18 protein-coding genes are annotated in these 19,878 nt (G+C 45.3%); 7 read left to right on the top strand and 11 right to left on the bottom strand.

Annotated features, from left to right (window positions below; all coding sequences use genetic code 11):
- Nucleotides 1-13: 13 nt before the first annotated feature.
- On the bottom strand, nt 14-463 hold the full coding sequence (locus ACT89M_RS04355; protein ID WP_253497173.1) for a hypothetical protein: 450 nt from the start codon (nt 461-463) through the stop codon (nt 14-16).
- Nucleotides 464-672: 209 nt separating this feature from the next.
- Between ACT89M_RS04355 and ACT89M_RS04350 the strand changes: the two genes are divergently transcribed.
- The 3 genes from ACT89M_RS04350 (at nt 673) to ACT89M_RS04340 (ending at nt 5,442) form a co-directional block, all read left to right on the top strand.
- Nucleotides 673-1,275, top strand: a complete 603-nt coding sequence (locus ACT89M_RS04350; protein WP_154891685.1) for a hypothetical protein — start codon at nt 673-675, stop codon at nt 1,273-1,275.
- Nucleotides 1,276-1,472: 197 nt separating this feature from the next.
- A complete protein-coding gene (locus ACT89M_RS04345) occupies nt 1,473-3,710 on the top strand; it encodes an S-layer homology domain-containing protein (RefSeq protein WP_308723281.1) in 2,238 nt (745 codons plus the stop codon).
- Nucleotides 3,711-3,990: 280 nt separating this feature from the next.
- A complete protein-coding gene (locus tag ACT89M_RS04340) occupies nt 3,991-5,442 on the top strand; it encodes a CAP domain-containing protein (protein WP_308723282.1) in 1,452 nt (483 codons plus the stop codon).
- On the opposite strand, the gene ACT89M_RS04335 is transcribed toward ACT89M_RS04340, so the two are convergent.
- Nucleotides 5,430-5,804, bottom strand: coding sequence for an iron chaperone (locus ACT89M_RS04335; RefSeq protein WP_308723283.1), 375 nt, complete (start codon nt 5,802-5,804; stop codon nt 5,430-5,432). The two genes, ACT89M_RS04340 and ACT89M_RS04335, sit on opposite strands and share 13 nt — an antisense overlap.
- A 141-nt stretch (nt 5,805-5,945) precedes the next feature.
- Nucleotides 5,946-6,605: a M48 family metallopeptidase gene (locus tag ACT89M_RS04330; RefSeq protein ID WP_373323306.1), complete on the bottom strand. Its 660-nt coding sequence runs from the start codon at nt 6,603-6,605 to the stop codon at nt 5,946-5,948.
- Between the two features lie 163 nt (nt 6,606-6,768).
- Between ACT89M_RS04330 and ACT89M_RS04325 the strand changes: the two genes are divergently transcribed.
- Entirely contained in the window at nt 6,769-7,527 is a 759-nt protein-coding gene (locus tag ACT89M_RS04325) for a GNAT family N-acetyltransferase (RefSeq protein ID WP_154891679.1), read from the top strand.
- A 121-nt stretch (nt 7,528-7,648) separates the two neighbouring features.
- Here ACT89M_RS04325 and ACT89M_RS04320 read toward each other — a convergent pair whose 3' ends face one another.
- Both ACT89M_RS04320 and ACT89M_RS04315 read right to left on the bottom strand, forming a co-directional pair.
- Nucleotides 7,649-8,551: an SDR family oxidoreductase gene (locus tag ACT89M_RS04320; RefSeq protein ID WP_090923140.1), complete on the bottom strand. Its 903-nt coding sequence runs from the start codon at nt 8,549-8,551 to the stop codon at nt 7,649-7,651.
- 177 nt (nt 8,552-8,728) lie between these two features.
- On the bottom strand, nt 8,729-10,105 hold the full coding sequence (locus tag ACT89M_RS04315) for an amino acid permease (RefSeq protein WP_154891678.1): 1,377 nt from the start codon (nt 10,103-10,105) through the stop codon (nt 8,729-8,731).
- 288 nt (nt 10,106-10,393) lie between these two features.
- On the opposite strand from ACT89M_RS04315, the gene ACT89M_RS04310 reads away from it, so the two are divergent.
- Nucleotides 10,394-10,777 carry a DUF6713 family protein gene (locus ACT89M_RS04310; protein ID WP_318294980.1) on the top strand — a complete coding sequence of 128 codons (384 nt, stop codon included), beginning with the start codon at nt 10,394-10,396 and terminating at the stop codon, nt 10,775-10,777.
- Nucleotides 10,778-10,805: 28 nt separating this feature from the next.
- Nucleotides 10,806-11,798, top strand: coding sequence for a DUF4003 family protein (locus ACT89M_RS04305; protein ID WP_154891676.1), 993 nt, complete (start codon nt 10,806-10,808; stop codon nt 11,796-11,798).
- 145 nt (nt 11,799-11,943) lie between these two features.
- Here the strand turns inward: ACT89M_RS04305 and ACT89M_RS04300 are convergent, their stop codons facing one another.
- From ACT89M_RS04300 to ACT89M_RS04290, 3 genes are all read right to left on the bottom strand, one after another.
- Nucleotides 11,944-12,984, bottom strand: a complete 1,041-nt coding sequence (locus tag ACT89M_RS04300) for a phosphotransferase (RefSeq protein ID WP_154891675.1) — start codon at nt 12,982-12,984, stop codon at nt 11,944-11,946.
- A 75-nt stretch (nt 12,985-13,059) separates the two neighbouring features.
- Nucleotides 13,060-14,832, bottom strand: coding sequence for a SulP family inorganic anion transporter (locus ACT89M_RS04295; protein ID WP_308723284.1), 1,773 nt, complete (start codon nt 14,830-14,832; stop codon nt 13,060-13,062).
- Nucleotides 14,833-15,015: 183 nt separating this feature from the next.
- Nucleotides 15,016-15,345: an ArsR/SmtB family transcription factor gene (locus tag ACT89M_RS04290; protein ID WP_154891673.1), complete on the bottom strand. Its 330-nt coding sequence runs from the start codon at nt 15,343-15,345 to the stop codon at nt 15,016-15,018.
- A gap of 132 nt (nt 15,346-15,477) precedes the next feature.
- Between ACT89M_RS04290 and ACT89M_RS04285 the strand changes: the two genes are divergently transcribed.
- Complete coding sequence (locus tag ACT89M_RS04285) at nt 15,478-16,197, top strand: suppressor of fused domain protein (protein ID WP_154891672.1); 720 nt, start codon at nt 15,478-15,480, stop codon at nt 16,195-16,197.
- A 111-nt stretch (nt 16,198-16,308) separates the two neighbouring features.
- On the opposite strand, the gene ACT89M_RS04280 is transcribed toward ACT89M_RS04285, so the two are convergent.
- From ACT89M_RS04280 to ACT89M_RS04270, 3 genes are read right to left on the bottom strand one after another with little or no spacing between them, the layout of a single operon-like run.
- Nucleotides 16,309-17,886 (bottom strand): glycoside hydrolase family 43 protein, encoded by a 1,578-nt coding sequence (locus tag ACT89M_RS04280; RefSeq protein ID WP_154891671.1) that lies wholly within the window; start codon nt 17,884-17,886, stop codon nt 16,309-16,311.
- Nucleotides 17,883-18,782 (bottom strand): carbohydrate ABC transporter permease, encoded by a 900-nt coding sequence (locus ACT89M_RS04275; protein ID WP_186375587.1) that lies wholly within the window; start codon nt 18,780-18,782, stop codon nt 17,883-17,885. Before ACT89M_RS04275 ends, ACT89M_RS04280 begins: the two co-directional genes overlap by 4 nt.
- A 15-nt stretch (nt 18,783-18,797) precedes the next feature.
- Nucleotides 18,798-19,772, bottom strand: coding sequence for an ABC transporter permease (locus ACT89M_RS04270; RefSeq protein ID WP_308723285.1), 975 nt, complete (start codon nt 19,770-19,772; stop codon nt 18,798-18,800).
- Between the last annotated feature and the right edge of the window lie 106 nt (nt 19,773-19,878).

Here is a 19,878-nt window from a genome sequence, read left to right as displayed (position 1 = left end):
TACCCTTTTACTGTTACAGTGTGGTCACTTCCGCCAAACCGAAATACCACTCCAGAAAGGCATTGAAATCCGCCCATTGCGGCTTGCTCTCTCCATTCAGGAAACGTTCGATGGACTCCCCCAGTTCAACCAGCACAACCTCGCCGGTCTGGCGATTATAGAAAAATCCACCTTCCCCTTCAAAGCTGTCCAGCGGAATATATGCCTCTGGTAACCCCAGTGTAAGTTGCGATATATGCATATCCTGCAGATATACGGTATTCTCGATCACCCAGCAGATCTGGTAGAGCTCCTGATGCCGACTATAGAATGTCGGTCCATCCTCTGCATGAAGGTAGAATTGTGCAAAATCCGAGTTCAGATCCATGTCCAGCTTACGCAATGCTTCCTCATATTCAGCTGGCACATCTTCATGCCACCAGCCTTTTACGCGGCAATGTTCAATGACTTTAGTGGATAACATCAAAAGCCCCCTAATCCATGTTATACGTCGTTTAATATTACATTCTGACCCCAACGTTTTTCTATTTAGAGAGTAGCACGATTGTAGAGGACTGCACAAATGGGAGAGTTGGAATTAAGGATAAAGCTTTAGACCCTGAAACATATTGGTGAAACTTTCCTCCTGCATCTACGTCTTAAATACAAGAATATAACTCGAAGGAGATGACTATGCGAATAAGCTGCAGCCCCGGTTTTCCCGGAAGTATGATCGGTTCCATTGATCTGAGACCAACCAAGCATAACCAGCCCCCATCCACGACAAGTCAAATTTCACAGTATGTTGATTCTGGACTGATTTCTATTCCCTATGTGACCGATCCGGAATTTGGATCACACTTTGATATGATGAAGATTATGAAAGGTACATATCAGGAAAAGTTCCACGAAAGCTATGATGTTGAATTTACGATCGATGTGGATCAAAAAGGTTATATTACACAGTTTGAGCATACCTTCCCATTGGAACGTTACATCGATCTGATTCGAACCCAGTCGTACCGGGTCATTCAGACGAAATGGCGCGGCCAGTCCTTTCATGTGATGACCTACAGTTATATGGAAGAGGTTATTAATCCGAACAATGTTATTTTCCGCTGTACGAATGCAGAAGATGTCTTCGTTGTGGCTGAGCTTGTCCCTTTTCGAGCAGGTGGCGTTGTGGAGCAACCGAATAATCTGTATCTTCACTTCCGCGCATTGATATCAGCACGAGATGACCTATATCCCATTGATTATATGTGTCAGCCGGATTTCGACTTAAATCTGGAATGAACGAGTTGGATATGAGCGATATGAAAGAGGAGCATACGTTATCCTGCATCTAAGGATAGCCTGTGTTCTTTTTTTAATCCTTTCATTCTGGATTCACCCTAAGCAAAATCAACGAAACAGACGATAACATATATATAAAGTTACATTTGCGTATCCCTTTGGGTGTGTACTGAAGATGAGAGGAGTTTCACATAATTATGATGGGTACAAAAATGAAAATCAGTTCCCTGCTTACACTTTCACTCGCTGGCCTGTTATTGCTTCTGGGCGGAACGCAGACCGCTCATGCAGAACAGATCGATAGCTTGCTTCCCGAGCGTAGTCAGCAAGAAATCGACCAAAAGTGGAATGAGTGGATGAGGGTTGATCAAACACTCCCTATGTTTACCGAAACACCTTCCACCGTTTTCCCTTATTCTGCCGGACTGCTCAATGAGAGATATCTGGAGCAAGGTCTGAATGCTGCCAACTTCTATCGCTTTATCGCAGGCATGTCTGGAGACCTGTTACTCGATCCGGCTTTGAATATGCAAGCCCAGCACGGAGCTGTTGTTGTCTCCACCGGAGGGCAGCTTAGCCATTCCCCTGAACAACCGGCAGATATGCCGAAGGATTTTTTTGATAAAGGCTATACCTCAGCTTCCTCATCTAACCTGCATGTCACCAGCAATGACAAATTCAATGTACTGGCTGGAAGCATCAAGGGCTACATGAATGACTCGCATGCATCCAATATTGATCGGGTAGGTCATCGCCGCTGGATTTTAAGCCCGAAGTTACAACGAATCGGATTTGGACTGGCTGCCCATCAAGAGGAAGAACAAACTCGTTATTATAGTGCCATGCAGGTTTTTGACAAAAGCAGAACTCAGGTGACACCGTATAACTACAGCCTGTTTCCCAACCAAGGCGACTTTCCCATTGAAGCCTTCGGCGCACTTCAAGCCTGGTCCGTTCAATTAAATAATGACGTGTTCGCAAAACCTGAATTGGAAAAGGTTCACGTCGAAATGATCCGAACCTCTGATCAGCGGAAATGGACGTTTAACCAGCAAGAGAACACGGAATTCCCTTTCCCTTTCGAATACTACAATGTAGACCCCTCAAACAAACGCTGGTTTGAGCAGGCCTATTTTAATGTCGAGACATCCAATTTCGGCGATAACAGCGCTATTATTTTTCGTCCTGACGATGTGCAGTTGTTGAAAAACGGTGATACCTTCCAAGTACATATTACAGGTCTGCAAAAGAAAGACGGCTCTCCCGCTGAAATCTCCTATACGACACGTTTCTTCCATGTAGACGGCGGGCAGGATCCGACTTTAACCAAGATTACACCTGCAAAATCAAATCTAACTTTGCGAGTAGGAGACACTGTAGACCCCCCCTCCGTAACAGCGATTCTTGGGGATGGAACGTTATACTCTCCATTTTCCAACCTGACCTACACAACATCTTCGGATAAGATCGCGATCCAGAATGGCAAAATTGTCGGAACAAAGGTCGGTAAAACCGATTTACGAATCCGTTTTGCCGGGAAAGAAACGGTTGTCACGGTCATAGTCAAAAAAATGCTCCATTATACAGATATTCAGGCTCACTGGGCTAAAGATGATATACTGTGGGCTATTCAGCAAAATATGGTTACCGGGTATGAAAACGACACCTTCAGGCCCAATGCTCAGGTGAGCGAAGCCGAGTTTCTTTCCATGCTGTTTAATATGTATGCCAACTCCAAATACCTGCGGTATATGGATAAGACCGATGCTCCGGGTGCGAACTGGAGTGATCGTTACTATACCTATGCATCCAGACTCAATCTTCCTCTAGAGGCCAGCATTCGAAACCCCAAGCTACGCAATCATGCGCTGAATAGAACAGAGGTTGCTATTATTGTAGCCAGTCTTGGCGGTAGAAACTATGTTAAAGATGAGGACAATATTCAGTATTTGCTGAACATGGGATACTCCTCTGGCAAAACATCAGCTACAGTCGAAGGTTATGCTGGCAAGGAATTATTTACACGCGCAGAAGCTGTTGTATTTCTGAGGAACTTGAAGGGAAAAGGATTTCAGCCTTGGGGTAGACCTGAACAAGTCACAGCAACAGGCGACAATGAGAAACAAGGGAACCTCCCGGATGGTACAGTTCAGGCCGAATATACGGTTGATCACACCTTGACTTTGCGAGGTACGTTTAAAGCCTATGCCGGTCACACCATTCCGATTGATATCAACGGACCAGCACCAGAGGTACTGCCTATTCAGACCGAAAACGTAACGCTGGATGCAGACGGAAGCTTCAAACTAACGGTCAAGGTAAATGAACAAAACACCAAACATCTTAACCTGTACTTGAATGTAAAAGAAGATTACTCCTACTTTATTCGTGTAGAAGAAGGAAAAATGGCCATTAACGAATACACTGAGAATTAAGAACGTTAAGAACAGCATCGTTAAACCAGCATTAGACTTCGGGTTCCGGTTAAACTGAAACAGCACCTTACGAACAAGCAAGCATGGGAGATCGTTATCCGGCTTGTACGTTTCGAGAGGTGCTTTTTTCATGGAATCAACTGTTCATTTACGCATAACTTCATCTAATGGTACAAAAGGTTCATTTTATTAGAATCAACTAACTAATACATCCTCTACTGTCGATAAAACACAATGAAAGTATATTATTTACATTTTAGAAGTAGAAGGAGATTAGAAGATGTTTATTCGGAAAAAGGTTATTCGCACACTGCTTACGCTTCCTCTAGCTGGTCTAATGTTCGTACTACTCGGTGCACAGCAGACCTTAGCTGCCCCCGTCGACAGCTTGTTGCCTGAGCGAAGTCAGCAAGAAATTAATCAAAAATGGACGCAATGGATGTCGAACAAGGATCAACCCGCTACATATATCCAAACCCCTTCCACCACAGCACCTTATGTTGCTGGCGTATTAAGTGAATCGTCTCTGCAACAGGCACTAAATGCGGCCAACTTCTATCGTTTCCTTTCGGGACTGGAAGGCGATCTTGTGCTGGATGCTACGCTTAACGTTCAGGCTCAACACGGTGCAGTTCTTGTCTCTACCGGTCCTCTAAGCCATTTTCCGGCTCGACCTGCCGATATGCCAAAAGATTTTTTTGACTTGGGTGCCAAATCAGCCTCCAGTTCCAATTTATATGCTTCCTATGGCGCTGCCGGCAATCTGGCTGTTAAAAGTGTGGAAGCGTATATGGACGACTCCGACGCAAGTAACATTGGCGCACTAGGTCACCGTCGCTGGATTCTGAGTCCGCAGTTGAAAAAAGTCGGCTTCGGAATTGCATCCCGGGACAACAAAAATTATGCAAGTCATTTTAGCACCATGCAGGTGATGGATACCAGTCGGGCAGGAAAGCTGCGCTACAATTACAACCTGTATCCAAACAAAGGTGCGTTTCCGATTGAAGCTTTCAATGTGTCGCAGGCCTGGTCTGCACAGTTGAACCCGGATGTGTTTGCAAAACCTTCAGATTCGGAGGTTCAGGTAGAACTTACACGAACGTCGGATCAGAAAACCTGGAATTTCGGTGGGAAAACTCCTGCCAGCAGTGATCCTGCCAAAGCGTTTTTCAACGTCAATACCGATGGATATGGATATAGCTATGCTATCATCTTCCGTCCGGATAACTTAAACGCATTGAAGGATGGAGATACGTTTACCGTTCGAATTACCGGATTGAAGAAAAAAGATGGTTCCAACGCAGACATCGTTTATCAAACTCAATTTTTCACGGTTAGTCCCTCCGCAGAGGAACCTGTGACCGATCCAGAGAATCCTGGAACGCAGCCCCAAGATCCCGGAACACAGCCTGAAGAACCGGATACCGGTAATGAGGTAATTCTTGATGATCGTCATGTACAATTCGAATATACAGCGGAGCGCACCTTGAACGTACGAGGAACACTTACAGCATATGCGGGTCAAACGTTCTCCTTTCAGATTCATGGACCGTCACCAGAAGAAAAACATATCCGTACGGAAACCGTCACAGTGGGTGCAGATGGCCGTTTCAATCTAACGGTTCGCAGTCTCGGTGTGTCTGATCTGAACATCTACCTACAGGTGAGTCCCTACTTTATGTATCTGATCCCTGCGGCCGGCAACTCTGATGTTACCTATTATTTTGAGTAGAAAACGTCCACATTCTCCTTCACTCTGAATTCAACAATCTGGCGAATTAGTTCCTCCGGCAATGGCTCATCAAGTGGGAACTGAACGGAACCCTTCGCGCCCTTAAACCTGGAGAGTTGTTCCTTGAAGGCCAGAATACCACTGGGTGCAGGATAGAACCCGATATGTTTTGTGTATGCGGCAAAATGAACCAGATTCCCATGCTGCGCATATGTAGGCATTTTGTAACTAATCTTTTCTTCAGCGAGCGGAGCCGCTTCCCGAATGATCTGCCGTAACCTCTGTAATTTTAGTTGCACATCCGCTGGAAATGCAGCAATATATTCATTCACTAGTTCCGAGTGCTGTCCGTTTTGATCCATCTTGTGCTCCTTCCACCACGTTTGTTTCAGTGTCGTTCGCGGCGAGTAATATTGGCTCTATTGTACTACATCAGACCATATTCTTCTGCTGAAGTTGAAAAGATTCTAACAAAAAAGGACACTCGTCTGAGTGTCTTTATACTACAACGTCATGGCCCTTCCATTACGCATCAGATAATCTTCTTTGTCCTTGTAATCCGGCATAATACTACCTACCCGCCGCCAGAACGAGCGATCATGATTCATATGATGAATATGGCACAGCTCATGGATGATAACGTAATCAATGACCTCTGGTGGCGCCATGGCAAGGCGGTAATTAAACGTCAACTTTTTGTCCCAGCTACAGCTCCCCCATTTCGTAGGAGAATCTACGATATCAATAGACTTCGGCTTCACCTTCAGTTCCTGCTGATAACGTATAATTCGCTGCCCAATCATGCGTTTGCATTCTGCAAAATAAAACTTTTTCAAATTCGCACGCAGTTCTTCTTCTGTTAACCCCTCCACCGGAATTAATTGATGCAAGGCATGGGCTTTGCCAAAGAGCAAAAATGCCCCCTTACCCTCATTCTCATATTCCTTAGCTTGGGGACCATCCAGGACTTGCTGCATGCGAGCTGATTTTTGTACAATCTCAGTTCCATGTTGCATAACCAGTTGCCGGATCACTTCCTCACTCGTGCCATTCGGAGCCTTAATGGTGACCATGTAGGGCAGTTCCATGGTGATCGAGGCTTTTTTTCGTTTACCGAATTCGATATGACATGTAATCATGTGTCCCTGAATCTCTATGTTAATCATGTTTATTTGTACTCCATTCCACAAATTGATCTCTTTATCGATTATACCATTCAGAGGAATAACATCCGAACAATCTATATTGAATTTTTATACATTATTATGTATTATTATTTAATTCGATGTTATATCGTCTATATCCTATGTGAGGAGGATAAGCCACATGTATGCAACAGAAAACAAACTTCGTCTGATTGAAGAACTAACGCTCAACCACTGGCAACCTTTATCAACCTCATTGTATGACGGTTGGGTGCTACGTTTTGCCGAAGGATATTCCAAACGCGCCAACTCCGTTCAACCGCTCTACCCTTCTACTCTGGATGTGCATGAAAAGATCAAGACATGTGAGAATATCTACAGTTCGAACCAATTAAATACCATTTTTAAAATTACGCCGTTCATTCAACCTGAACAATTGGATCAACTTTTACAAGATAAAGGTTATTTCGTTGTAGATAAAACGCTTGTACAACTTCGAGATCTGAAGGATCTGAAAGTTCCTGAACATTTGGAGGCGCATATCAATGAACAGTTAACGGAGGAATGGTTAGATCATTTTTGCCGTTTAAATGCGGTCAGTGAAGAGTTTCGGGCAACCATGACACAGATGTTATTCAATGTCCGCGCAATGACGGGATTCATCACACTGTCTGTTGACGGCTGTATAGTGGCCTGTGGGCTAGGTGTGGTTGAACGTGGATTCATTGGACTGCATGACATCATTACAGATCCGGACTACCGTAACCGCGGTCTGGCGGAGCAGATGATTTTGCATTTGTTGCATTGGGGAAAAAGCCATGGTGCTACTTCAAGCTATCTGCAAGTGGTCGAGGGCAATGCGGCGGCACGGCGACTATATGCAAAATTGGGATATACCGACGCCTATTCGTATTGGTACCGGGTTAAGAATTATACATAGTCAAACAGGCCAAAGCAGAGGGACTCTGCCTTGGCCTGTTTATTTGAAATCTTCATCGAATGGATTGACATCCAATTCAAATAACGAAGTTATCACTATATCATATATAGCGTTCACCCTATTACGGACTAACCGTACCACCATTGGCATTCAATGTCTCTCCGCTCACATAACTGGATTCCTGACTCGCCAGGAATACGTATGCTGGAGCCATCTCGGCAGGCTGCCCTGCCCGGCCTAGCGGTGTGTTGTTTCCGAATTCAGCCAGTTTCTCTACAGGTTGTCCACCAACAATCTGTAGCGGTGTCCAAACTGGACCTGGCGCGACAACATTCACGCGAATACCTTTGCTCCCTACCTGCTGTGCGAGCGCTTTGCTGAACGTATTGATCGAAGCTTTTGTTGTTGCATAATCCAGCAAAATCGGAGACGGTTTATACGCCTGAATCGACGAAGTGTTGATAATCGAACCGCCTGCTTTCATATGTTTAATTGCTGCTTTGTTGAGCCAGAACATGGAATAGACATTTGTTTTGAACGTCGCATCGAATTGTTCTGTCGTCAGGTCTGCAATCTGCTCGACAAACTGCTGCTTCCCCGCCACATTAGCAAGAATATCAAGGCCACCGAGTTCTTTGACTGCCGTTTCAATCAACTGTTCACAGTATTTCTCATCCTTCAAATCGCCTGGAATGGCAATAGCTCTTCGGCCAGCTTCCTCAATCAGTTGCACCACTTCCTTGGCATCTGCTTCCTCTTCCGGCAGATAGGAAAGTACAACGTCCGCACCTTCACGTGCATAGGCGATTGCCACCGCTCGACCAATCCCGCTATCTGCACCGGTAACGACCGCTTTACGACCAGTGAGACGCCCGCTTCCTTTATACGTTTTTTCACCGCAATCTGGAACAGGAGTCATCTCACGCTGCAATCCCGGCTCATCCTGCTGTTGCTTCCACTCTTTCGTTGCCTTCGGATATTGTGTCGTTGGATCTTGAATCGAATGCTGATTTTGCGTAGCCATGTTTGGTTCCTCCTCGGTTCAAATATATGTGTTGTGAATTTCATCTGTGTAAAGGTTCACTCTTTCCTTTGTAACCGAGTTGCCCGGTATTTAAACTGAAAAAAAACACTCCTTCAACATACGGACTCTTTGCGAGTCACAGGGTATGTTCAAGAAGTGCGTCATCATTGTTGCCTTTTATTTGGAATCGTTAGCTTTGGACTGACGCCCGCCGATGCCAAATACGTAATAGCCAACCACTACAATCGCCATAAACGTTGCACCCACAATCAGCGGCAGACGTGTATCTGGGTTAAAGGCCATACCGATAATGACCAGAATAAGATACACAATAATAATGTAATTGCTGATGGGGAACCATTTCGACTTGAAGTTATGCTCGGCAAGGTCCTGCCCCCAACGCTTTCTGAATCTGAACTGACTGAACGCCAGTGCAAACCAAGGCACCATTCCTGGCAACACGCTTGCGCTGTAAATGTACAGGAACAGCTTCGAATCTGGCATCAGATAGTTAAGTACAACCCCGATCAGAAGAAGCGAGATGGTTACCACGATACTGTTGCGGGGAACCCCACCTTTGGACAGCTTTTTGAAAAAAGCAGGTGCTTGTCCGTTCTCTGCCAGTGTGTATAGCATCCGTCCTGCGCTGTAGATCCCGCTGTTACATCCCGACATCGCTGCTGTCAGGACCACGAAGTTAATAATTCCTGCCGCTGCAACAATGCCGACTTTGGCAAAGGTGAGCACGAATGGACTTCCGGTCTCTCCTACCTCGTTCCACGGATACAACGTAACGATCACAAATATCGCACCTACGTAGAAAATGAGAATACGCCACACAATATTTTTGATCGCTTTGCGCAGTGTATGTTTCGGATTTTCTGCTTCTCCAGCCGTAATTCCGACCATTTCAACGCCCTGATAAGCAGCCGTTACGATACATAGTGCAAACAGGAATCCTTTAATGCCTCCTGGGAAAAATCCTCCGTGACTAATCAGATTAGACAAACCGATCGGTTGTCCTCCATTACCCCATCCGAAGAAAATAAGACCTGTTCCGATAACAATCATCGCCACAATGGCGGTTACCTTGATCATCGCAAACCAGAACTCGAATTCGCCGTAGAACTTGACCGCTGCCAGATTGGCTGCCGCAATAATGAGAACACCTGCCAGTGCTGGAAGCCACTGTGGAATATCCGGGAACCAGTATCCCACGTAAATTCCAATCGCCGTAACTTCCGCCATGCCCACCGTAACCCACAGGAACCAATAGCTCCAGGCCGTGAGGAAACCGGCAAGCGGGCTGATATATTTGTGAGCAAATGTTGCAAACGAACCGGTCACCGGCTCCTGAATCAACATCTCACCCATAATACGCATCACAAAAAAGATAATAATCCCGGCAAGTAAATAGGCCAGTAATACGGACGGACCTGCCCATTTGATCGTGCTTGCCGATCCCATGAACAACCCCACGCCAATCGTACCGCCGAGCGCAATCAGCTCAACATGGCGGGGTTTTAGCCCTCTCGATAGTTCCTTTGATTCCAAGTGATTCTCCCCTTTTCTCATAAACAGCTTCCAATTATCATTCCATTTCAATCCGCTCACATTAACGCAATGCAGAATTACTTCATCAAATTGTACGAGATGTGAAGCAGAAATACAATATGGATTATGAGGAAGTAAGCACTCACAGGTACATATGTCAAAATTTGCTCAAATATCTAATCATTTCTTTGTGATGTGAATAGCGCTTTTGTTCATGTTACCGGAATTTTTCCAGTGTGAGTCACGTATGATTTTTAATGCCTTTGCCAACCGATCCATGAAAATTAAATGAGGAGGATAAAGATGCCAAGCTTGTTATTGATCTTATTTCTGTTTAATCTTTCCCTATTTCTACTACATGAAATGGATGCGATCCGACGATCCGAATGGAAATTGTTTATCGTATTAAAAGATATGGAAGCAGAAAAAGCATATACATATTTCACATGGATTCATCTTCCACTGTATACGATCATCTTCTCACTTCTTTTCAGTTCCTATCAGACCATAACATTCTGGGTACTAGATGTATTTTTTATCATACATACCGTGTTACACTTCTTTTTCGAAAAGCATCCTCAGAACGAATTTAAAAATAGGTTTTCCAGATCGTTGATCTATCCAATGGGATGCATTGCACTGATTCATTTAATATTTCTTATGTTGAAATAAACATTACTAATCATTAGGAGGGTTGCACATGCAACCAAAACTGCTGGAAAAAGCCGAATTATTCGTTTCTAACACCCTGATGCTCAAGAAACCATTCAAATGGCAGAACCCCATCATGCGCCGTTTGGCGGCGTTGCTATATGTAGTGGAGAATAAAAGTATAGATCCAGAAGCCATTCAACAAAGCAACGACTTGATGAAGCAGCACACCAAACGTTTCTCTGCATTTAGGGGCCCTTCTTCCTTTCATTTTGCAGCTATGCTTTCTCTGACAACGGATCAACTTACAAGACTGCAACATACGATTCAAGTCCATGACTTGATGAAACAAATCAAGTTCCGCAACTCCGATTACCTGGTGATGGCTGCCTATCAGATCGCTGCTCAAGTGCCGCCTGATCAATATCAGCATACCGTGGAACGTGCCAAAGCATTCTATGACCGTATGAAACAAGAGCATCCCTTCCTCACAGGACATGATGACTATATTTTCACAGCGATGTTAGCCCTCTCGAATCTGGATGTGGACACTGCTGTCGCGCATATGGAGCAGCTCTATCGGGAGTTAAAACCTCATTTTTCCGCGAAAAACAGCGTGCAGACCTTAACACACATTCTCGTTATCGGGGATGGCGGATCTCAGGTCAGTGAACGTTTGCTGGCTTTAGGCGAGGCTTTCCGTTCAAGGAATCTTCGGATGGATAAAACGTACACATTGCCTTCACTCGCACTCTTTGCGCTATTGCCAGCAGAGATCGACTTGCTGGTGGATCAGGTTATTGAGACATATGACTGGTTAAGAACTCAAAATGGTTTTGGGGCGTGGTCTATAAACAAACAGGAGTTGCTGCTGTTCTCATCTGCATTGACTGCACTTCAACATGTGGAGAGTCTACAGAATGAGATCCTCACTTCTTCTATGTCTACAACGATTACTAACATTATCGTCGCTCAGCAAGCCGCCATGTCGGCAGCAGCTGCTGCTGCTGCTGCGACTGCTGTCTCTTCCACGCAATCATAGTTGATATCGGTAGTGCAAAATTGAATATTGCTATAATAATTGATTATATTAAGCATCAACAAGTAAATAAAAAACGATTATGCGAGTAAACCTGCATAATCGTTTTTTAAGAACAGTTACTTTTTATTTCATATGAATTAGTTCCCTATACAATACCTGTATCACGAAACTCCTCAATAAAGTCATTCAACCAATCTTCGCCATAATCCAGGGCGCCCATATCACTATCAATAAAGGCCACATCCAGACCCATCACCCAGAACCTGCGAGCGATAATAAACAAGTCGACCGCCTGTTCATCTGCATCTGTAAAGCTCCGAACAGATCGATATCCTTTCATCAACGCATCCCATAACTGCTGCTTCTTCTCCGCATCACCCGACTGCCGTTTCCGAACTTTCACTTGAGCCAGATCATACGCACGCCATCCCATAGCAGCCCATTCGAAATCATAATGGATGAAGCGTTCTTGCTGCTCAAACACATTGTTGTTTCCATGCATATCGCCATGACATAAGCCGTAGTCCAGACCTGAACTGGAGATGGTAGAGATCTTTTCTTTTAACACGGTGGTAAACGTTTGCAAAAATGCTGTTTCCTTATGACTTTCTCCAATGTAACGAATGATTCGCTCCAGTGGCTCATCGATGAGAAATTTCGTATCCAGCTTAAACCTTGTATTTACTGACTCCAACTCCGTTACTGATGCTGAAGCAAGTTCTCGCTCCTGTTCCAACTTAATCCCATCCATAGCTTGGTGCAGTTCAGCAGCAGAACGGCCAAAAGCGTAGCAGGAATCCTCATCTTCCAGATTATTTTCTGTCCCTTCAATATAGTGAAAGATCACAGCTGCCCGCTTTCCTTCAGCCGCATCCAGCATTGTATACCCGGTCTGATCTTTCGTTGGGATAAAGTCTCCCACCTCTGTATACTCACTTGAACTTAGACCTTCTTTTAGTGCAGTCAGAACACTCAGTTCATAACGAACATCTGCTTCCGCCACCTCAGTACGATATACACGCAAGATATATACTCCTGTACTTGTCTGTACCCGGTAAGTATCATTCAAACCTCGCAGCCAAAATCTACATTCTTTCCAAGTACCGATATCATAATGTGCCTTTAATGCCCACTCCAGATATGCCGGACTGAGCACCGAACGCAAAGCTGTTGGATGATTAAACATAGTCAAGTCCCTTCTTGTCTGATATTTTGTTAATATACTTAATATATACCATGCAGGGATTTATTGGAACGCTTATTATAGAGCTGTTTTCCCTGTAATCACTTTCCACTTTTTATGTTCCTCAGACTTAGAATCCAACCCACAACCAGACAAAGCTGCACACTCCCGAAACGCAAAATGTTTGCATCCCTTACACTTCTCTTGGTTCAGATGCCTTAATGCATAGGTTATAGCTTCTCCCGTATGTTCAAACCGATGGGCCGGATCTAATCGTTCCAGCAAACCTGTTCGTTTCAGCATTTCGAGCGGCTGCTCCTGAAGTCCCGACAATAGTACGATCCCGCCAGTACGTTCAAAATGCTTGATTAAACTAGCCAGGTTAGCCTCTCCTGTTGTATCGATAAAAGGAACTTTCCCCATGCGTAACAAGAGCATACCTGGACGCTCCGGAAGTGAATCCATAACCGATTTTTCAAACATATCCGCTGCACCAAAAAATAATGGCCCTTCGATCGTGTACAGGCTGATCTGTGGACAATCATGTCCCTCCCGTACCATGTGAGCCATGACCTTCTCATGTTTATGATCCGGATCAGGCAGTACCTTGGCCACTTTCAGCATCTCGCTCATTCGTTTCACAAATAGAATGACCGCCAGAATCAACCCCACCTCCACCGCAGTCGTAAGGCTCGTGAATACAGTAAGAAGAAAGGTCAAAAGCAGTACAAGCGAATCCCCCGTTCTGGTTCGCAGTACATAAGCAAAGGATTTTCGTTCACTCATATTCCAGGCTACCAACATCAGAACCGGCGCCATACTGGCAAGCGGTATATGGGATGCATACGGTGCAAATAAAATCAGAACAAGCAAAACAACAACACCATGAATTACGCCCGATAATGGAGACACTGCACCCGATTTAATATTTGTTGCTGTACGAGCAATGGCTCCTGTCGCCGGGATTCCACCGAACAATGGTGTGACAAGGTTGGCAATCCCCTGCCCAATCAGTTCCCGGTTGCTGTTATGGCGGCTGCCCGTCATACCATCAGCGACAACAGCGGACAACAGCGATTCAATACCACCGAGCATAGCAATGACAAAAGCAGGTTGCAGCAGATTCACGATACGCTCCCATGTGATCTCCGGCAAGTGGAATCCAGGTAAAGTTCCAGGAATAGTACCGAAAGATGAGCCAATCGTAGCCACCTGATCTTTGAAGAAGACGGCTGCAACAACGGTCGAGCATATCAGACCCAGCAGGGAAGCAGGCACTTTGGGTGCAAACTTCGGCACAAGCAGAAGAACAGCCAGGCACACCCCCGCTGTCAGCAAACTGTATATATTAATCGTCCCGATGTGCATCCCGATCTCTTTCATATTGGAGTAGAAATCCTCATGTTTCGTGACACCCGTAAGTCCCAGCACATTAACGATCTGTCCACTAAAAATCAAAACAGCGATGCCTGCTGTAAAGCCAATCGTCACGGGTCTTGGAATGAATTTAATTAATGCTCCGAGTTTGAATACCCCCATAACAATGAGCATCAGTCCAGCCATCATGCCAGCAATAAGCAAATTTTCATAACCATACTGCATGACTATAGCAAAAAGAATTGGAATAAATGCCCCTGTCGGCCCACCGATCTGAAATTTTGAACCGCCCAGCAGTGAAATCAAAATACCTGCAATAATGGTGGTATACAATCCATATCCCGGCTTGACTCCAGAGGCGATGGCAAAAGCCATACCCAGAGGAATCGCAATAATACCTACAATCAGCCCCGATATCAGATCCTTGCGAAAATCAGCTATTCGATACCCCGCATATCTCCCGATGCCTCTCATGCTCCATGACCTTCTTTTCTTCATATATTTGAATATTTGAATATAAAGTGAACACTACTCCTTGATATATGCTCTGTCAATCGCAAATATCACAATCCTATAAAATTGTGCTTCCGCTACCTGATCTTGCAAACATCAAAACAAGAGCTCCCTGCTAACTTCCGGTTGCTCTTGTTTCCTGTGTCAGCTGTCTTTACGCATATCCTCAAGCATCGAAATCGCATCGACTAGATGGTTATCAAAAATCTGCTTGGCAACGGCAAGCAGTTCCTTAATCAGCGGATCACGAAGGGAGTAGGTGACTGTAGTACCTTCTTTCATGCCCTGTACTACATTTTTGCTACGCAACACAGCCAGTTGCTGGGATACCGCAGATCCTTCCGTTCCAAGAATGCTTTGCAGTTCATTGACGCTTTTATCTCCTTCACTCAGCAGTTCCAGAATGCGAATTCGCATCGGATGTGCCAGTGCTTTGAAGAAATCGGCTTTGAACTGTTGTACGTTCTGATTCATACCCTTTTGCTCCTTCAATCGAACTCATCAACCTGACCCTATCATACCATAGAACGAAGTGAGGGCTTCCATTCACACGATATGATATGATGAAAAAGCGAATACATTATTTGGTGCAAAGGAGCAGTAAACATGTCTAATTCATCTGAATATTCGCCTTCTGGCGTTCCTATTATTCGTCATAAAGATTTGGATCGCGAGTGGCAATCTACTTCTTATGCAACAACCGAATGGCTGCAGCGGATTGAGAAACACGCGGATACATATCTTGGCGAAGCCGACTCTGTGTTCCATGAGCTGGTGTCCGATAGAGTTCATATCGATGTCCATATCATTCGTCCAACACCAGAACGTAATTATTATACGTTGTATACCACAGGTATGAGTGCCTTGCCAATGAATACGCCTGAAGATGCAGAGGACTATGAGTATGCAGAACTGATGATATGTTTACCTCCGGATTGGCCTCTATTAGAAGAAGAATTAGAAGAATCCGATAATTACTGGCCGATCCGATGGTTGAAAACGATGGCTCGACTGCCACATGACTATGATACCTGGCTGAGTTGGGGTCATACAGTACCCAATGGCGACCCGGCAACGCCATTTTCCAACAATACAGATATGTGCGCCTTAATCGTGTTGCCTCCACTTGAGGTTGAAGAGGATTTCCTCACACTGGACATGGGGGGTGGGCAAACTGTGCACTTCTATGCGATCCTTCCAATTTATCCGGAGGAGCTTGAACACAAGCTGGAGTATGGCTTAGACGCTCTGCTTGATCAATTTGAAGCACATGACGTGAACGAAATTTTGGATGTAAACCGGGTCAATACCTGCGGGGAAACGTAGCATCCTCATCCAGATATGTTCACAACGAACATCAAAAAAGCTCAATCCTGTGCGCCTCTGCTACTGGACTGAGCTTTCTTGGATTGATATTTTGTTATTCGCCGTTACATATCAGTACGAACCATATTCGAACCAGTCAAAGTCCGCCACCTGATCGGAAGACTTACCATTACTGCTACTAAACATGCCGATACAGCACCCAACAAAACCACCAGCCACCTCCGTGCTCAAGCTGGTCGTATCCACTTGCCCTGCAACCAGATGATACTTACTTCCATCGATGCTGTAGTAGAAGCTGAGTTGTTGTCCTAGCGCCACCATTTTAATGTAAACACGCGGAGTTTCTCCATCCAGCACAACTTGGCCAACCTGTGATTCCTCACCACCAAGCCACGTCATTACCCGCAGCACCTGCTGCTCGCCTTCACATGCACGTTCGATTCGCACGTGATACTGGTCATTCTGGATAACCACCAGACCCGCCGTCTCATATTCATGTTGCGGCACAAATTCCATCGCAGTCGCTGCAACATAATCCATATGCCGCTGCCGTACACAGACAAAGCTGGAATTCTCAAGTTCCTTCAATGTTTGCGGTTTCAGCTTCAAGCGCAGGTAACCTTTGCGTTCAGTCAACGAGTACAGGTTCTCCTGAGGATTACGCAGGAACATCCACTGCAGGCCCAATTCATCATTGTCAAAATTTTCACAGCGCAGATCTGGTTCCACAGGTACTGCTGGCAGATTCAATACCCCCTGCTCCTCCAGTTTGCCCAGCCCTTGATTGACGACAGGCCAGCCATCTTCCCATTCCACTGAAGCAATGAATGTCTCACGACCAAGATTACTGAAAGCCCCACCATATGGTCTGGAAGCCAGCATCACCATGAACCATTGACCGTTAGGTGCCTGTACCAGGTCAGCATGTCCAACATTAATAACCGGATAATGCTTGCCCATATGACGATGCGTAATAATCGGATTATTCGGATTGCCGACGTAACCTTCGGTCAGACTGTTGCTACGTGCAATCGTAACCGCATGGTTCAGACCTGTGCCACCTTCGGCAATCATCAGGTAATAATACTCACCCATTTTGTACAGATGCGGTCCTTCCGGCCAAATCACATCTACCATCGCCCCACGCCACAGAACATAGCTGTCTCCGACCAGCTTCATGCTACCCAAATCCAGTTCACGAAGCCACACTTCCCAGTTTCCGTTGTAACGGACGCCTTCCGAGCAAGGCCGTGTACCTAAATAGTATGCTTTGCCGTCTTCATCGAAGAATATGGTTGGATCGATACCTTCCGCACCTTCAATAAAATAAGGATCAGACCATGGCCCAGCCGGATCGGTAGCGGTTACAACAAAGTTCCCACCATGAGATACATTCGTTGTGATCATATAAAAGAGTCCATCATGATGCCGAAGCGTCGGTGCAAAGATCCCTTGCGAATGCCCTGCGCCCTCCAGATTAAGCTGAGACTCACGATCCAGCACATTGCCGATCTGTTTCCAATGAACCAGATCACGGCTGTGAAAGATCGGAACGCCAGGAAAATAGGCAAACGTGGATGTGACCAGATAAAAATCTTCCCCTACCCGGCAGACAGACGGATCTGGATAAAATCCTGGCATGATCGGATTGTTAAACGTGCATTGCTCGCCTTGATTAACATTGTTCATTCTTTTACCCCTCCAATGGTGAGTCCAGTGACAAAGTATTTTTGCAAGAATGGATAAAGCACGACAATAGGCATGGCTGTCACAATAGTGATGGCTGCCCGAATGGATACGGGGGTGACCATATTCGTCACATTTTTGTATTGATCCACATTGACCGTTCCCCCTTGTGACGTTGCCGAAGATAACAGCTTCATCAGTTCATATTGCAAGGTGGTCAAATTGCGGTTACCTGCCGTATAGAGCATGGAGTCAAACCAGGAGTTCCACTGACCTACAGCAATAAAGAGAGCCACCGTAGCCAGCACCGGTTTAGAGAGCGGAAGCACAATGCGCATAAAGATGCGGAAATCTCCTGCACCATCCATTTTCGCCGATTCAATCAGCCCTTCGGATAACCCCTGAATATAGGTACGGATGACAATCATGTTGAATACCCCGATGAGTCCGGGAATAATGTAAACCCAGAAGCTGTTCAGTAGCCCCACTTGTTTGATCAGCATGTATCCAGGAATCAAGCCGCCGCTGAAATACATCGTAATCACAAAGAGTGTCGTTACAAACTTGTTGAACATGTATTCCTTGCGGCTCAGTACATAAGCCAGCATGGCTGTACAGAAGAGCTGTACCACGGTTCCAATGACCGTTCTGGCAACTGAAATAAATGCCGCTTGGGTCAGATGTGGATTTTGGAACACAGAAACATAGTTTTGCAGCGTCCACTCTCTCGGCCAGAGATAGATTCCCCCGCGAATCGTATCCAGACCGTTATTGAAAGATACGGCAATGGTGTTTAAAAAAGGATATAACGTAACAACCATAACAAGCAACATAAATATGCCGTTGGTGATAGAGAAAATTGAGTCACCCAGGCTTCGTTTTCCGCTAATTCGATTCACAGCGCTGCCCCCTTATCATATCAACCGCTCTTCCCCAAGAGATTTGGCAATCCCGTTGGCGATAAAGATGAGCACCAGACTGACCACACTTTTGAAGATTCCTGCCGCGGTGGCAAGTGAGTAGTTTCCAAGATTAATCCCGTATTTTAGAACAAAGATATCAATCGTCTCGGATACATCCTGCACCAGTCCGTTCCCCAGCAAATATTGAATCTCAAAGCCTGCATTCAGTACGTTACCGACGTTGATAATCAGCAGGATAATAATCGTTGGTTTGATGCTCGGCAGAGTGACATTCCACATTTTACGGAAACGACCTGCTCCATCAATGGATGCTGCCTCATACAGACTTGGATTAATGGAAGCCATGGATGCGAGATAGATAATCGTGCCCCATCCAATCTCTTTCCACATGCTCGACAGACCAACGATGCCCCAGAAGTATTTGGGTTCGGCAAAGAAATTAATCGGCGCATCAATCAGCCCCAGCTTGCTCATCAGCACATTCACAATCCCGTTTTCCGTCGACAATACATTCGCAACAATGCCTGTCACGATGATCCACGATAGAAAGTGCGGAAGATAAGAAACGGTCTGCACGACACGTTTAAATAAAACCAGCCTTAGTTCGTTGAGCAAGAGTGCCAGACCAATTGAACCGACAAATCCAAGAAACAGACTGATCAGACTCATCGCCAGTGTATTGCGAATGACACGCAAGAAAGTCGGGTCTGTAAATAACGTTCGGAAATGATCCAGTCCTGCCCAATCCTGCTCCATAAAACCAAGGCCTGGTCTATAGTTTTGAAAAGCCATGAGCCAGCCCCATAAAGGCCCATACGCAAAAATAGCAATAAACGCAATGAAGGGGAATGACATCCACATCAATTGGCGCTGACTTTTCATTCTGGACAAGTTATACCCGATCCAGCTCTTCCCCGAAGGAATATGACTGGTGTTGACCGAGGACTGTAGCTCCTTTTTAGCCATGCTTTTCTCTCTCCTTGATTCCGAGTTTTATCTATATCATCCGAAGCGGATGATTCGAATCCATTCCTGTCCAATGGGTACACGTTTATGTGTGGATTAAGAAAGG

This window comes from Paenibacillus sp. NN59, from assembly GCF_057597225.1.
This window is presented reverse-complemented; position numbering and strand designations above follow the sequence as displayed.